Here is a 14,647-nt window from a genome sequence, read left to right as displayed (position 1 = left end):
TCTCGGGCTAGTTGCGAATCCCATGCATCAACGCTTCGACCTCAGCCCGCTCCGAGCCGCTCAAGGGCATGATCGGAGACCGCGCCGGGCCACCATAAAACCCATTCAGGTCGCACCCATACTTGATGCCCGCAACGCCAAGATCGCCTTCAATCCTCCGCGCAATATCCAGCAGCCGATGCTGCTTCTCTGCCGCAAGCGCCTCGTCGCCATCCTTCCACGCAGCCAGCACCTCATAGCAGGCCTGGGGAGCGCACGCCGCAAACGGAACCGCAGCGCCCACCACGCCGCCACGCAGGCCATCGAGCATCGAGCCCGTACCACCAGCCAGTCGTTGAAAGCCCACTACCTTCGTCCGCGTGCGAATGGCCGGAGCAACAGCCGTAACAGGTCCGCCGGTCAGCGCCGCGGCAGAGACCATCCCCTCGCCCTGTAACTGCATCCTGCCCGTCACCGCAGCAAATACATGCGTAACAGCCACCTCGCGCTTCACCGCCCCAGTCTTTGCAGCAATCACCTCCGCACGCTCATCACCCGCATCAGCATCCACGATGCCGAGAATGCGTGAATGCCCCGCCAACTCCGCAACCATCTCCACCGGCAGCGGCGCGTCCGCATCGCTCCCAAGCACAACCGGCAACGCCGAGCGGTCCGCGACCATCAGAAAATATCCAAGCGCCTCACGATCCAAGCGCGCATCACGCAACACACCCGGCCGCTTCACCAGAACAGCATCAAACCCAGCCTTACCCGCATGCTCCGCCATATCCAGCGTTCCTCGAACGCTGTCGCGCGAGACCCCTGCCACCAGTACCTTCTCTCGCGCAGCCGCACCAGCAGCGCTCGTCAGAACAAGCCGCGCCTCCTCATCCGAAAGCATCGATGGCTCACCCGTCCTGGCCAGCGCAATCAGGCCCGCAGCGGGCGTCTTCGAGTAGCGCTCAATATTCTGTTCCAGCTTGTTCAGATTCAGGCGGCCGTCGGCAAAAAACGGCGTAGTCAGCGGCAAAAGAAGCCCTTCAAGCAACATGCTTTTATTCTAACCAGTCGAGGACGACTCAAGTCAGTGACCCCTGCTCGCCGCGAAACTACGTCAGCCACAACGCGCCGTCCGGTTAAAGTAACTAGTAGAGTGCCATGATTGCCGCGCCCGACAGACCGCGTGACCGCACCATCGGCAGCCTCGTCCGCGAGGCGCTTTGGTTTCTCTTCCACACCGCAGTGGCCATCGGGCTAGTCATTGCCATCATCACCGTCATGACGCTGAACCACCCTGATCCCGACTCAGCAGGCCCCAAAGTCACCCTGACAGTGCTCGCCTTTCTCATGCCGATGTTTGCTGGCCTGATCGCATCACGCATGCAGCACAACTCAAACGCGCGCCATATCTGGATCTCTGGCCTCGTGCTCTTCACCATCGCCTGCGTTTGGGTGCTGGACCTGCCCACAGGCAAAGGACTCTGCGAAAATTGCGGCTCGGTCGAGAAGGTCTGGCGCACCATCTTCTCCTTCTCTCACGGCAGCGGCCTGATGAGCGGAGACGGCCCGCTCATCGGCGCATGGATGCCGCTTTCGATGATCAGCTACGCCTTCGGCGCAAGGTTCGGCCTCGAACCATAGCCCGTTAGACCGTCACCGCCGCCCGCTCCGCATGAAGCGTCTGCAACGCGGCCACGCTCAGCGTCCCGCGCTGCAAGGCATTGATGCCCTCCGCCGCTGCGCGCGCCGCTGCCAGCGTCGTAATCGTCGGAACTCGCGCCAGCACAGCCGCCCGCCGAATCGCCATCTCGTCGAAGAACGTATCCTGCCCATGCGGCGTGTTGATGATGAGCTGAATCCTCTCGCCCTTGATCAGATCGACGACGTTCGGACGGCCTTCCTTCACCTTGTAAACGCGCTCCGGCTGCAACCCAGCCATCTCCAGCACAACTGCCGTGCCGTGCGTCGCCACCAGGTGGAAGCCCATCTCGACAAACTGCCGCGCCAGCGAAACCAGTCCCTCCTTGTCGCGGTCATTCACGCTCAGGAAGATCGTTCCCTTCAGCGGCAGCTTCAATCCAGCAGCAAGCTGCGCCTTGGCAAACGCCTCGCCGAAGTTGTCCGCTACACCCATCACCTCGCCGGTCGACTTCATCTCCGGCCCGAGCACCGTGTCCACGCCCTGGAACTTGTTCCACGGAAACACCGGCGACTTCACAAAGTAATGTGCGCCCGTGTCGAGATCGCGGCCATTGGCCACCTGCTCCGGCAGCAATTCCTTCAGCTTCTTGCCCACCATGATGCGCGAAGCAATCTTCGCCAGCGGGATCCCCGTCGCCTTCGACACATACGGAACCGTGCGCGAAGCCCGCGGATTCACCTCGATCACAAAAACCCTGCCGCGCTGAATCGCAAACTGAATGTTCACCAATCCACGAACGTCCAGCGCCTTCGCCAGCTTCCTTGTGTATTCACGAATCGTCTGAAGCACGTCCTCCGACAGGTCCACCGCAGGCAGCACGCACGACGAGTCGCCCGAGTGAATACCAGCCTCTTCGATATGCTGCATGATGCCGGCAATCACCACATCATCGCCATCGCACAGCGCATCGACATCGCACTCCACCGCATCTTCGAGGAAGTGGTCGATCAGCACCGGCCGTTCCTGTGAAAACTCAATCGCCGTGCCCATGTAGCGGATGACCGCCTCATCGTCATACGCAATCACCATTGCGCGCCCGCCCAGCACATACGAAGGCCGCACCAGCACGGGATATCCCACGCGCCTTGCACCAGCCACAGCCTCTTCTACGCTGGTAGCCATCGCCCCTTCAGGCTGCGGAATCTTCAGCTCTTCAATCAGCTTGCCAAATCGCTTGCGGTCTTCAGCAAGATCAATCGACTCCGGCGAAGTTCCAATAATCGGCACACCTTCCTTCTTGAGCGGCAGCGAAAGATTCAACGGTGTCTGCCCGCCAAACTGTACGATCATCCCGATATCAGCGCCCGCCGAAGCCTCATGCTCATACACAGCGAGCACGTCTTCCAGCGTCAACGGCTCAAAGTACAACCGGTCGCTCGTGTCGTAGTCAGTTGAGACCGTCTCCGGATTGCAGTTCACCATGATGGTCTCGTAGCCATCCTCGCGCAGCGCAAACGCCGCGTGGCAGCAGCAGTAGTCGAACTCAATTCCCTGCCCAATCCGGTTCGGCCCGCTGCCCAGAATGATGACCTTCTTCCGCGTCGTCGGCGCGGCCTCATCTTCCTCGTCGTAGCAGCTATACAGATACGGCGTGTAGCTCTCAAACTCTGCCGCGCACGTATCCACCAGCTTGTACACAGGCCGCACATTCAGCTTCTTGCGCAGCGCGCGAACAGCAGCCGTGCCCTCAGCGCCAGTCAAGCCCCACGTCGCCGCCAGCCGCTCATCAGAGATGCCCATCCGTTTGGCATCACGCAACTGCTCCGCCGTCACCTTATCGATCGGTGTCGAACCGATGGCCTTAATCTCTTCGGTAATCTGCTGCATCTGGTGCAGAAACCACGGGTCCATCCCGGTCAGCCGCGAGACCTCGCGCACCTTCATGCCCTGCTCAAACGCGTAGCGAACATAAGCAAGCCGGTCCGGATGCGGCGTCACCAACCGCTGCGTCAACCTGCGCGGCTCAATGTTGTCCGCCGTCGCCTTCTTGCCGGTTTCAAGCGAGCGCACAGCCTTCATCAGAGCTTCCTTGAAGGTGCGACCAATCGCCATCACCTCGCCGACAGACTTCATCTGCGGCCCCAACCCCTCATCGGCGCCTGGAAACTTCTCAAACTGCCACTTCGGAATCTTCACGACCACATAGTCAATGGTCGGCTCAAAGCAGGCAGGCGTCGCCTTCGTAATATCGTTCTGAATCTCATCCAGGGTGTAGCCCACAGCCAGCCGCGCGGCAATCTTCGCAATCGGAAATCCCGTCGCCTTCGACGCCAGTGCCGAAGACCGCGACACACGCGGATTCATCTCAATCACCGTCATGCGTCCATTCACCGGATTGACCGCGAACTGCACATTGCTTCCGCCGGTCTCAACGCCGATCTCGCGCATCACGCCAATGGCAGCATCGCGCATCACCTGATACTCGCGATCGGTCAATGTCTGCGCCGGAGCGACCGTGATCGAGTCGCCCGTATGCACACCCATCGGATCGAAGTTCTCAATCGAGCAGATGATGATGACGTTGTCCTTCAGGTCACGCACCACCTCAAGCTCGTACTCCTTCCACCCAAGCACGCTCTCTTCCAGCAGGCACTCATGCACCGGCGAAAGGTCCAGGCCACGCGCAAGAATCTCCATCAGCTCTTCGCGGTTGTACGCAATACCACCGCCCGAACCGCCCAGCGTAAACGAAGGGCGAATCACGACCGGGAAACCAAGCTTGCCCGCAAACTCCAACCCGTCGCGAATGTTATTGACCAGCGCCGAACGCGGCATGTCGAGGCCGATCTTGTTCATCGCGTCCTTGAACAGCAACCGGTCTTCAGCCTTTTTAATCGCCTCCAGCTTCGCGCCAATCAGCTCGATGCCCAGCTTGTCCAGCACACCTGAATCAGCCAGTTCAACCGCAAGGTTCAGCGCCGTCTGTCCACCAACAGTCGGCAGCAGAGCAAACTTGCCGTGGCTGTCCAGCCCCTCCGGGTCCATCAAGTCGCGCTCAGCACGAAGAATCTCCTCCAGATACGCCGCACTCAACGGCTCAATATACGTGCGGTCCGCAACCTCAGGGTCCGTCATAATCGACGCCGGGTTCGAATTCACCAGCACGACCTCGTAGCCCTCAGCCTTCAGCGCCTTGCACGCCTGCGTGCCGGAGTAATCAAACTCCGCCGACTGACCAATCACAATCGGCCCCGAGCCGATCACCAGAATTTTCGCGATGTCATTCCTGCGTGGCATGTCTCTTGTCTTCTTCTCTCAAACAAATTTCTGTTGTTCCGAAAAAATGCGCGACCCTCGCCGCGCCATTTTTCCTATTTTTTGAAATCTTCCATCATCTTCCGAAAGTCCCGGAAGAGATAATGCGAGTCGTGCGGCCCTGGGCTGGCCTCCGGGTGGTACTGCACGCTGAACATCGGGTCTTTCTTATGCCGCAAACCAGCCAGCGTGTGGTCATTCAGGTTCGTGTGCGTCTTTTCGACCGTCGCCTCATCAAGCGACGCGGGATCGACCGCGAAATTATGGTTTTGCGCAGTAATCTCCACCTGGCCCGTGCGGTGGTTCATGATCGGATGATTGCCGCCATGATGGCCAAACTTCAGCTTGTACGTCTTGCCGCCCAGAGCAATTCCAAAGAGCTGATGCCCCAGGCAGATACCGAACATCGGCGCCTTGCCCTGCAACTGGCGAATATTCTCCTGCGCATACTCCAGCGGCTCCGGATCACCCGGGCCATTCGAGAAAAACACGCCATCTGGATTCAGCGCCAGCACATCCTTCGCTGGAGTCATCGCCGGAACCACCGTTACGCGGCAGTTCTCGCGCGTCAGCATCCGCAGAATGTTCTCCTTGATGCCGAAGTCATACGCGACGACATGCATCTTCTTCGCATCTGCATTTGCCGTGGCCTTCAGCAGCGCATCGCCAGACTGATTCTTCGGCTCCGCATCGTCCCACTCGTAGATCTCTTTCGTCGTTACAACGCTGGCAAGATCAGTGCCTTCCATCTTGCGAATCGCCCGCGCCTTCGCGACAAGCGCCTCTGCGTCAAGATTCTCGCCCGAAGCAATCACACCACGCATCACGCCATTCGACCGCAGATGCCGCACAACCGCGCGCGTATCCACGTCCGAAATCACCGGCACACCATAGCGCTCCAGATACTCATCCGCAACCTGCGTCGAGCGCCAGTTCGAGCTGAGCGTCGAAAACTCGCGCGTCACCAGGCCTTCAATGAATGGCCGGCGCGACTCGGCATCACTGGGAGTCGTCCCGTAGTTGCCGATGTGTGGATTTGTCAGAACGACGATCTGTCCCGCATAAGAGGGATCGGTAAAGATCTCCTGATAGCCGGTCAGCGATGTATTGAAGACCACCTCGCCAGAGCACTGCGCCCGTGCGCCAAAACTCTTGCCGCGAAAAGTGCGCCCATCCTCAAGCGCCAGAATTGCCTGCATTGCCTCTCCTGCCTGGAGTGGATTTAATAGATTCTATCAGCATTGGCGGCACTATGCTGACGAGGCAGGCAAATCGTTTTGCACAACAGCAAAAGCCCGGCGCGCTCCGGGCTTTCTTCTGCATTCTTTCAGATAGCTTAGTGCTTCTGGTGATGACCGTGGTGGTGCCTGTGATGATGGCGGTGCAGCCCCATAGCATTGCCCGGAACAGCCAGACTGCTGAGCAGCAGCATGGCGAAAGCGGTAAGTAACACAGTCCTGATCTTCATCGTAATTCCCTTCTTTGCTGCTCTCTGGCAGCACAACCTGGGTGAAGCTTATCGTGTAAAACACACAGCCTGCGTTAAAAGTTTTCCTCATCCACTGAAGGTTCCGTCTGTGGTTCACGCTCCGGCAGAGCGATCAAAACGCTCTCCCCTTCAACCCGTAGCGGAAACACCGCAACCTGCCCCTTGTCGGGATAAGCCGCCACGCCCGTCTTCACATCAAACACCCAGCAGTGCCACGGACACACCACCGCACCGCCCTCAATCCATCCCTGCCCCAACGGCCCCAGCCTGTGCGGGCAGATATTGTCCAGCGCCGCCAGCTCTCCGCCCACATTCGCCAGACAAACCGCCTGCCCACCCGTCTCAACCTCCATCACCGCACCAGGCGCAGGCGCCTCAGCCACGCTGCAGAGCCTCTGCCACACCGCGTCTTCTTTCACCGAATCGAACGGCATCAACCCTCCATCCGTTAAGTCTACGCAAAACCACTCCGAGCGAACCAGACGCCCAAGCCACAGGCAAAGCAACGCATTTTCTCCAGATGCTAAAGTGGCTAAAGCAATGGCAAGCCGCCCCCAGAAGCAGAAGAAGCCCCGTCCGCAACAACCCCAGCCTCAACAACAGCACGAAGTCGTCGACCCGATCTGGCTGCTCAAGGCAATCGGCCTCACCATCATCGCCGCAGCCATCTGTGCATGGATCACCTTCTGCCTGCTCTTCTATCAAGGGCAGTGGCAACTCGTTCTGCATCCAAAGCGCACCACCTCCGCACCGCAGTCGATCGGCGGAGCGCCCTACGACCTCGTGCACTTCGGAACCGACTCGTCCGCCGAGCCACAGCTCACAGGCTGGTGGATTCCCGCACCGGCAAACGCCCGCTATTCACGCAGCACAATCCTCTTCCTGCCCACAGGCGACGGCTCGCTGGCCGACTCCATCCCCACACTCGCCACGCTGCACAGCCTGGGCATCAACATCTTCGCCTTCGACTATCGCGGCTATGGCCAAAGCGCACCCACCCATCCCAACCAGCAGAACATGTCCCACGACGCCGAGACAGCATGGCTCTACCTAACGACCTCGCGCCACATTCTCGCGTCCGACATCATCCCCTACGGCACCGGCATCGGTGCATCGCTGGCCGTGCAACTGGCGGCAGCTCACGGCGCAATCCCAGGCATTGTCCTCGATACACCCAGCGGCGACCTGCTCGATGTGGCGCTCCGTGACCCGCGCACCCATCTGGTCCCAGCCCACATGCTCTTTCACGAGCGGTTCCCTCTGGCCGCGCCTTTGAGCACCCTGAAAACCCCAAAGCTCCTCCTCTGGCAGACAGGCAATGAGCCGGCAGCCATCCGCTCAGCCTCCGACCCCAAAATCACAGTCGAGCTTGGCCAGCAACACGAAGAACAGTACACGCAAGCCCTCACCCGCTTCCTCGACAATATGTAGTGCAGGCAAATACGTGTCACCCTTGGAACCTCTCGCAGGAAATCCACACGAAAGCCCCTCGTCCTTCAAGTACCATCACGCGAGAGGAACCCGAGAGCATCCATGTCCAAGACACTCGACAACCTGCAACCCTGGGGCGCTCTCGCGCTCCGCATCGTGCTCGGCGTTGCCATGATCTACCACGGATACGGCAAAGTCGTTCCCGGCAACCTGCACGGCAACGTATCCGCGCCCATCGAGCACTTCAGCGGCTTTGTCGCCTCTCTTGGAATGCCCCGCTGGCTCGGCTACGTCTCGGCCCTGACGGAGTTCGTGGGCGGCATCCTGATTCTGCTAGGCCTTCTGACCCGCTTTGCCGCGTTCCTCATCACCATCAACATGGCCTTCGCCATTGCCCTGGTTGCACGGCATCACGGCTACGCTGGCTCCGAATACCCACTGGCTCTGCTGGCGATTGCCCTCATGCTGCTCTTCTACGGCGCGGGCACACTCGCACTCGACCGGAAGATCGGCTTCTCCTGAGCTGAAATCACGGGAAGATCATTCAAAAATTGTCTGCTTTTGTCATATCTGGCTACCTGTCAAAAGTTACGACACCAGAAAGGCGTGAAGGCCTCCGATACTCCGGAGGCCTTACTTCAATGGAAGGAATGTTGTTGCGGATAGTTGAAGCCGGGACCGTGGGAACTTCTGCCCTGGCACTTACTTGCTACACTCGATAAGACGCGAACCCCGGAGAAAAGTTGTCCTGAATTTTACGTTTTTTTGTAAATCGATAAGCCCTAATATTCCAAAAATAGAATTTCCGTAAAACCATTTAGATTCTGCGGCATCCTTCATCATCATGTAATCATTAGATGAAGTTAACAAACTCCTGGGGCCTGATTTCGTACCCCGGAAAGACCACTTCAAGGTTTCGTGACCCAAGCGTTCTGAACGCTGCTTCAGCAAGCACCTTGCGGAAATCGGTCGTAACCGTCAGATCGCGCCCTTCGTTCAACTGGTGGTCCGCAAGCCCCGGCCACTTGCCATAGACCTTGCCGCCCTTCACCGGCCCTCCCAGGACGAACATGGCATTCGCATGGCCGTGGTCCGTGCCACCAGTCCCGTTCTGCCGCGCCGTGCGGCCAAACTCAGACATCGTCACCAGCGTGACGTTCTGCGCCTCATCGCCCATGTCCTGCCAGAAAGCGGCGATGGAGTCAGAAAAATCCTTGAGCCGGTTAGCGAGCTGACCATTAGCATTGCCCTGATTCTGATGCGTGTCCCATCCACCGATATCAGAAAACGCCGCCTCGACGCCCAGGTTGGCCTTCATCAGCTGCGCCACCTGCTTCAGGCTGTTGCCAAACTCCGAGCCGGGATAAACCACGCCGGCTGCAGGCTTGTACTGCGCAGGGTTGGCAGCCTTCAACATCTTGATCGCATCGAAGGTCTCCTCACCCGTCCCATGTAGGATCGAGTCTGTGCTCTCGTCATACATCGCCTGAAACGCATTGCTGATAGGCGCAGCCTGGGCTCCGCGTCCACCCACTGAAAAGTCCGCCAGATTATTCAGCGCAATCGCCTTGACGCGCCCCTCCAGCGTGCGCGGAATCTCTGCACCCATCGCCACAGCGCGAAACGCCGTAGGCTTCGTGCGCAGAATCTCGGCCTGCAAAGCCCGGTTCAGCCATCCATCGGTGGTCGACTTCACGCCCGGCGTACCGCTCTCCATATAGTCCTGCGCGTCGAAGTGTGAGCGCGTCGTGTCGGGCGAACCGGCAGCGTGAATGATCGCAAGATGTCCCTGGTCGTACAGCGGCTTAATCGCGCTCATCGCAGGGTGCAACCCAAAGAAGCCATCGAGGTCCAGCACCTCCTGCTTCTGAATAGCGATGGTAGGGCGCATCTTGTAGTAATTGCTCTCCTGATAAGGAACAACCATGTTCAACCCATCCACCGCGCCGCGCTGAAAGATCACAACCAGTTTCTTATGCGTGGCAGCAGCGGTAGTCATCTCCGCCATCACGCTGCGGGTCAGAAAAGCCGGAATCGTCGAGGTGCCCACCAGCGCCAGGGCGCCGCCCTTCATAAATCCGCGCCGCGTAATCCCCTGCCGGTCCGCCATAGCCGTTCCCCCTTCAGAGCCCGATAAATCCGTCGCTGCACAGGCAGCATGATTTAACAAACTCGCCCCGGAAACGGAAGTTGCGTCTCCGGGGCGAATTGAAGGAATTATTTCCGGCTGAAATTACCGGCGTTGGAACTCCGGCGAGCCGATCAGCAACCCCGCCATTCCCGCCGCCTGGCGGTCCAGCGGAGGCCGTACCTGCGGGCGCGGCGCACCCGCATTCAGCACTCCAGCCATCACATCCGGCCGCCCCGGACGAATCGCGAACGCCTGCACGGCCTGCCGCTGTGCGTCCTCATTCTCGTACTGTGCCAGCACCGTAGCGCGCGTCTTATCGCTGGCTGGCTGGCCCAGCAGCATCGCCTCCAGCTTCTTCTCTTTGGCCGCAATCAGAGCGTCAGGATTATCCTCAGCAAGCGCTGCGGGCTCGACACCGGCATTCGCTTCACCCAGCAAATGCGTCCAGTTTGTCGTTACACCCGGCAAACGATCACTGGTCAGCACCAGCGCGAAGTTCATCCTGTCCACCAGATCGCCGGTGTTCACCCACGGATCGGCCTTCCAGTCATAACCGTTCGGCGTCTGCATCCCATAGAACGGCATCCCCAGCCGGTTGAGCGTCTGGGCCAGTGGCAACGGGTTCGTCACATCCGCTCCACTCGCCCGCACAGCCGAGATGACAAATTCTTCAGGAGTCTTCACCTTCGCCCGGTAAACCTCCGGAGACCAGAACTCAGGCGCATTGAACATCGCGCGCAACACATCGCTGATGTCGCCGCCGCTCTTCATATAAGCCTCAGTCATGCGGTTAATCAGCGCAGGCGGAGGTGTATCGCTCACGAACCGAATAGCAAGCTTGGTCGAGATGAACTTCGCGGTCGCGGGGCTATTGGCAAGCATGTGCAGCAGCTCGAACCCTTCGCCCTGCCCGTTCTCCTTGATCTTCACGCCCATCACCGTCTTCGTGCCCGGCTCATGCTGGCGATCGTTGAAGCGGAACTCCGCTCCCATAAACGGCCGGTCAACGCCCCAGCCGGTCAGCACCTTTGCCACTTCAATCACGTCCTGCTGCGTGTACCCCTTGCCGCACGCCTTGTCTAGATCTTTCACCGGGCGGTCTTTGCTCACCTCGCACTGCACACCAAGCGTGTGCAGCTCCATCAGCTCGCGCCCATAGTTCTCATTCAACCCACGATCTTTAAGCGCCTGCTTCACCTGCGGATTCTTCGCGCGGGCGGCGGCCTTTCCAGCATTCTCAGCCGCAAGCGAGTGCGGCCCAATGCTCTGCCAGTTATCCAGATAGATCATCATCGCCGGACTCTGCGCAACGGCAACCAGCAAGTCCTCAAACTTGCCCAGCGCATGCGGCCGAATCGTATCCCGCTCATACGCCGGCAGCAGATACGGCTCATTCTGGTTCTTGTGAAGGTAGACATTGAAGTGATTCAGCCAGAAGTCCGTCATCACAGCCTGCAACTGACGCTCGCTATAGATATCGCGGAGCATTCGCGTCGAAAGGACCTCTTCGTTCACCATGCGCTCGGAGCCTTCAAGCGACTCCAGAATCTCCTTCTGCTGCGGACCCAGCCCTTGATCTGCCGCATTCAGTTCATTCCGATTCAGATTCTGACGAAACGAGATCAGATCCTCCGGTGTCATGGCCATAATGCGCTGGAATCGCTGGTCCGGTGGCAGGTTCACAATGCGCACAGCATCCAGGCCAGCGTAGAGCTCATCCTCATGAGCCTGCATCGAAGGCGTCGACGGATCAGCCTTGTCTCCCGGCAAAGCGCTCTTCATGTTGACCATGTTTCCCGCCGCAGGGTCCGCAGCCATGTTCGCAGCAGCGGGATCAGCGGCCGTGTTAGCAGCGGCCTGCTTCTTCTCCGCCTGCTTCTCCTGGCGAAGCTTCATAAAAGCAATCTGGTCCGCATAGATCGTGTGCTCGGTTGGATTCTCAGGAAGCGGCAGATCGCGCCGGATAATCTGGCGCAGCATCTCCGGCGTCGGGTAGCGCTGCATCAGCTCCTGCTGCGGCATATTCATCGCGGGATACAACGCAAGACGGGCATTGAGCGACGAGTCGTCGATACTGTCAGGATTCAGTTGCTGCTCAAACCACTGCCTGACACCCATCCGCTCGACGGCAGCAACATCTCCAGGACGCGGCCCAAACGTAAAGCGGTTCAACACATGCAGCACGCGCTCCTGGCCCTGAATCTGGCCATGTTTCACCTGCACCTTACGCATGGCAGGGGGAGCGGCAAACACCGGCGGCACCGCCATCAGGACGCAGAGCAACCCAACCACTGCGGCCCGCACTGGTTCCAAAACTCTGGCAGAGATGCAGGCAAATTTCATAATCACTCCCGAGTCAGGCACACGCCCTGTATCGACAGACCCCGAACCGCGCCAGCAGTTGCGCAGAAAATTCCAGCGCCCGTGCCTAAAACACCGCCATCTCGGCCATCGCTTTATAGAGATCGTCCGCCTGGGGCAGAATCGCATCTTCCAGCACTGGCTGGTACGCCACGAAGGTATCCATCGCAGCCACACGCCGAACCGGAGCGTCCAGATCGTGGAACAGCTCATCGCCAATCCGCGCGGCAATCTCCGCACCATAGCCCCAGCTCAACATGTCTTCATGCGCAATGATGACGCGGTTCGTCTTCTTCACGCTTGCGGCAATCGTCTCCCAGTCATAAGGCGACAAGCTCCTCAAATCGATCAACTCAACCTCGATACCAGACTCGCGGAATATCTTCTGCGCCGCCTGCATCGCGCGTGGCACCACCGCGCCATACGTCAGCACAGTCATGTCCTTGCCCTTCTGCACAATCCTCGCCTTGCCAAACGGAATCGTGTAATCAGGCCCCGGATACGCCGCACGGCCAAACGTCTCGCGGTACAGCCGCTTGTGCTCAAGAAACAGCACCGGGTCATCGCAGCGAATCGCCGTCCGCAGCAGCCCCAGCGCATCCAGCGCATTCGACGGCATCACCACCCGCACGCCCGGCGTATGGGTAAAGATGCTCTCGCCCGACTGCGAGTGATAGATCGACCCTCCCGTCAGGTAGCCGCCAATCGGCACACGAATCACCACCGGGCAGCTATAGGTTCCGTTCGACCGCCAGCGCATCAGCGCCAGTTCATTGCGCATCTGGTGCATCGCCGGCCAGATGTAGTCGAAGAACTGAATCTCCACTACTGGCTTCAATCCGCGCACAGCCATGCCGATGGCGCGTCCCATAATGTTCGCCTCGGCGAGCGGCGAGTTGAAGCAGCGGTCGTTTCCAAACTCCGTCTGCAATCCCGACGTCAGCTTGAAGACGCCGCCCTTGCCCTTCAGCTTGCCCGCGCGCAACGCCTCATCGCGCGTCGCATCGGCCACGTCTTCGCCAAAGACGACGATCCGCTCGTCACGCCGCATCTCGTCCTTCAGGCACGCGTTGATCAGGTCGGCCATCGTGCGTTCAGAGGTATCCGCCGTCGTCTCCGGTTCAACATTGAAGCGCGCATCCGTGGGCTTCAGGTCCTCCGAGTAGACATGCCGCGTGATCGACTCGACCGCTGGCAGCGCCGCATGAACCGCGTGGTCCGCAGCACGCTGCACCTCGTCGTCTACACTCCGCTCCAGCCGGTTGATCGCATCGGCATCGAGAATCCCTTCGCGCAACAACCACATCTGCATCCGCGCAATCGGGTCGCGCAGCGCATCGGCTTCAAGCTCCGCCGCAGAGCGATAGTTCCGCTCATCATCGCTCAACGAATGCGAATAAGGCCGAATCACATGCCCATGCACCAGCGCAGGTCCACGCCCCGAGCGGCAATACGCCACCGCCTCCACCATCGCCTCATAGCTCGCAATCGGATCCGTGCCATCAATCTCCGCAAAGTGGAAGTTCGGGAAGTTCGCCACCAGATGAGAGATATTTCCCCCCGGTGTATTCGCCTCCACCGGCGTCGAGATAGCGTAGCCGTTGTCTTCCACCACAAACAGCACCGGCAGCTTCTCATTCGAAGCCGTGTTCAGCGACTCCCAGAACTCGCCCTGGCTGGTCGATCCTTCACCGATGGAAACATACACAACTTCATCGCCGTGAAACTTCACATCCTTGAACTGGCGATAGTCGCCGTCATGCTTCGCCGCAGCCTCAGGATGACGCGAGAAATATCGCCCCGCCTCCGCGCACCCGATAGCATGCAGGCACTGCGTCGCCGTCGACGAAGACGTCGAAACAATATTCAGCTTTGTGCTCGACCAGTGCGAAGGCATCTGGCGTCCGCCGCTGGCCGTGTCCTCCGCTGCGCCAACAGCCTGCAGCAGCTGCTCTTCAACCGTGTTGCCCACCGTCAGGCAGATCGCGCGATCGCGATAGTACGGAAAGAACCAGTCGTACCCCGGACGCAACGCCATCCCGGCAGCCACCAGCAGCGCCTCGTGCCCAGCGCAGGAGACCTGGAAGAATATCTTCTGCTGCCGCTTGAGGACGATCTCGCGGTCGTCCGTGCGGCGCGACAGATACATCAGCCGGTAAAACTCAATCAACTGTTCACGGCTCAACGTGGCCGTGGCAACGGCCGCCTTCTTGCTGTTCTCCATCAAACCGGATTGTCTTGCCATGCCCTTTACCCTCGGCAGATTCAACCGATACTCCACTGATTGTAACGGTTGCGC

General features: G+C 59.4%; 11 protein-coding genes. 4 read left to right on the top strand and 7 right to left on the bottom strand.

Annotation, left to right across the window (positions count from 1 at the left end; translation table 11 throughout):
- Nucleotides 1–7: 7 nt before the first annotated feature.
- Complete coding sequence (locus tag IEX36_RS03320; RefSeq protein WP_188757892.1) at nt 8–1,030, bottom strand: dihydrodipicolinate synthase family protein; 1,023 nt, start codon at nt 1,028–1,030, stop codon at nt 8–10.
- A 107-nt stretch (nt 1,031–1,137) separates the two neighbouring features.
- Between IEX36_RS03320 and IEX36_RS03315 the strand changes: the two genes are divergently transcribed.
- Nucleotides 1,138–1,620: a hypothetical protein gene (locus IEX36_RS03315; protein WP_188757891.1), complete on the top strand. Its 483-nt coding sequence runs from the start codon at nt 1,138–1,140 to the stop codon at nt 1,618–1,620.
- Nucleotides 1,621–1,624: 4 nt separating this feature from the next.
- On the opposite strand, the gene carB is transcribed toward IEX36_RS03315, so the two are convergent.
- Both carB and carA read right to left on the bottom strand, forming a co-directional pair.
- Complete coding sequence (gene carB / locus IEX36_RS03310) at nt 1,625–4,918, bottom strand: carbamoyl-phosphate synthase large subunit (RefSeq protein WP_188757890.1); 3,294 nt, start codon at nt 4,916–4,918, stop codon at nt 1,625–1,627.
- A gap of 74 nt (nt 4,919–4,992) precedes the next feature.
- Nucleotides 4,993–6,135, bottom strand: a complete 1,143-nt coding sequence (carA, locus tag IEX36_RS03305) for a glutamine-hydrolyzing carbamoyl-phosphate synthase small subunit (protein ID WP_188757889.1) — start codon at nt 6,133–6,135, stop codon at nt 4,993–4,995.
- A gap of 53 nt (nt 6,136–6,188) precedes the next feature.
- Between carA and IEX36_RS03300 the strand changes: the two genes are divergently transcribed.
- The gene (locus IEX36_RS03300; protein ID WP_188757888.1) at nt 6,189–6,386 is read left to right on the top strand and encodes a hypothetical protein; all 198 of its coding nucleotides are present in this window, start codon (nt 6,189–6,191) and stop codon (nt 6,384–6,386) included.
- Nucleotides 6,387–6,478: 92 nt separating this feature from the next.
- Here the strand turns inward: IEX36_RS03300 and IEX36_RS03295 are convergent, their stop codons facing one another.
- Nucleotides 6,479–6,859 carry a Rieske (2Fe-2S) protein gene (locus IEX36_RS03295; RefSeq protein WP_188757887.1) on the bottom strand — a complete coding sequence of 127 codons (381 nt, stop codon included), beginning with the start codon at nt 6,857–6,859 and terminating at the stop codon, nt 6,479–6,481.
- A gap of 106 nt (nt 6,860–6,965) precedes the next feature.
- Between IEX36_RS03295 and IEX36_RS03290 the strand changes: the two genes are divergently transcribed.
- Together IEX36_RS03290 and IEX36_RS03285 are read left to right on the top strand one after the other, a co-directional pair.
- Nucleotides 6,966–7,856, top strand: a complete 891-nt coding sequence (locus IEX36_RS03290) for an alpha/beta hydrolase (protein WP_188757886.1) — start codon at nt 6,966–6,968, stop codon at nt 7,854–7,856.
- A 102-nt stretch (nt 7,857–7,958) separates the two neighbouring features.
- A complete protein-coding gene (locus IEX36_RS03285) occupies nt 7,959–8,378 on the top strand; it encodes a DoxX family protein (protein WP_188757885.1) in 420 nt (139 codons plus the stop codon).
- Nucleotides 8,379–8,709: 331 nt separating this feature from the next.
- Here IEX36_RS03285 and IEX36_RS03280 read toward each other — a convergent pair whose 3' ends face one another.
- The 3 genes from IEX36_RS03280 to IEX36_RS03270 all read right to left on the bottom strand — a co-directional run bounded on the left by IEX36_RS03280 (nt 8,710) and on the right by IEX36_RS03270 (nt 14,593).
- On the bottom strand, nt 8,710–9,966 hold the full coding sequence (locus IEX36_RS03280; RefSeq protein ID WP_229668680.1) for a DUF1501 domain-containing protein: 1,257 nt from the start codon (nt 9,964–9,966) through the stop codon (nt 8,710–8,712).
- A 123-nt stretch (nt 9,967–10,089) separates the two neighbouring features.
- A complete protein-coding gene (locus tag IEX36_RS03275) occupies nt 10,090–12,330 on the bottom strand; it encodes a DUF1800 domain-containing protein (RefSeq protein WP_229668679.1) in 2,241 nt (746 codons plus the stop codon).
- A gap of 85 nt (nt 12,331–12,415) precedes the next feature.
- On the bottom strand, nt 12,416–14,593 hold the full coding sequence (locus IEX36_RS03270; protein ID WP_188757884.1) for an alpha-ketoacid dehydrogenase subunit alpha/beta: 2,178 nt from the start codon (nt 14,591–14,593) through the stop codon (nt 12,416–12,418).
- Nucleotides 14,594–14,647: the final 54 nt, after the last annotated feature.

Source organism: Edaphobacter acidisoli, assembly GCF_014642855.1.
GTDB lineage: Bacteria > Acidobacteriota > Terriglobia > Terriglobales > Acidobacteriaceae > Edaphobacter > Edaphobacter acidisoli.
This window is presented reverse-complemented; position numbering and strand designations above follow the sequence as displayed.

Coding starts and splice junctions, on each gene's coding strand:
- IEX36_RS03275 (WP_229668679.1), bottom strand. CDS start 12,330: ATGAAATTTGCCTGCATCTCTGCCAGAGTTTTGGAACCAGTGCGGGCC.
- IEX36_RS03285 (WP_188757885.1), top strand. CDS start 7,959: ATGTCCAAGACACTCGACAACCTGCAACCCTGGGGCGCTCTCGCGCTC.
- IEX36_RS03315 (WP_188757891.1), top strand. CDS start 1,138: ATGATTGCCGCGCCCGACAGACCGCGTGACCGCACCATCGGCAGCCTC.
- carB (WP_188757890.1), bottom strand. CDS start 4,918: ATGCCACGCAGGAATGACATCGCGAAAATTCTGGTGATCGGCTCGGGG.
- IEX36_RS03280 (WP_229668680.1), bottom strand. CDS start 9,966: ATGGCGGACCGGCAGGGGATTACGCGGCGCGGATTTATGAAGGGCGGC.
- IEX36_RS03320 (WP_188757892.1), bottom strand. CDS start 1,030: ATGTTGCTTGAAGGGCTTCTTTTGCCGCTGACTACGCCGTTTTTTGCC.
- carA (WP_188757889.1), bottom strand. CDS start 6,135: ATGCAGGCAATTCTGGCGCTTGAGGATGGGCGCACTTTTCGCGGCAAG.
- IEX36_RS03300 (WP_188757888.1), top strand. CDS start 6,189: ATGCTGACGAGGCAGGCAAATCGTTTTGCACAACAGCAAAAGCCCGGC.
- IEX36_RS03290 (WP_188757886.1), top strand. CDS start 6,966: ATGGCAAGCCGCCCCCAGAAGCAGAAGAAGCCCCGTCCGCAACAACCC.
- IEX36_RS03295 (WP_188757887.1), bottom strand. CDS start 6,859: ATGCCGTTCGATTCGGTGAAAGAAGACGCGGTGTGGCAGAGGCTCTGC.
- IEX36_RS03270 (WP_188757884.1), bottom strand. CDS start 14,593: ATGGCAAGACAATCCGGTTTGATGGAGAACAGCAAGAAGGCGGCCGTT.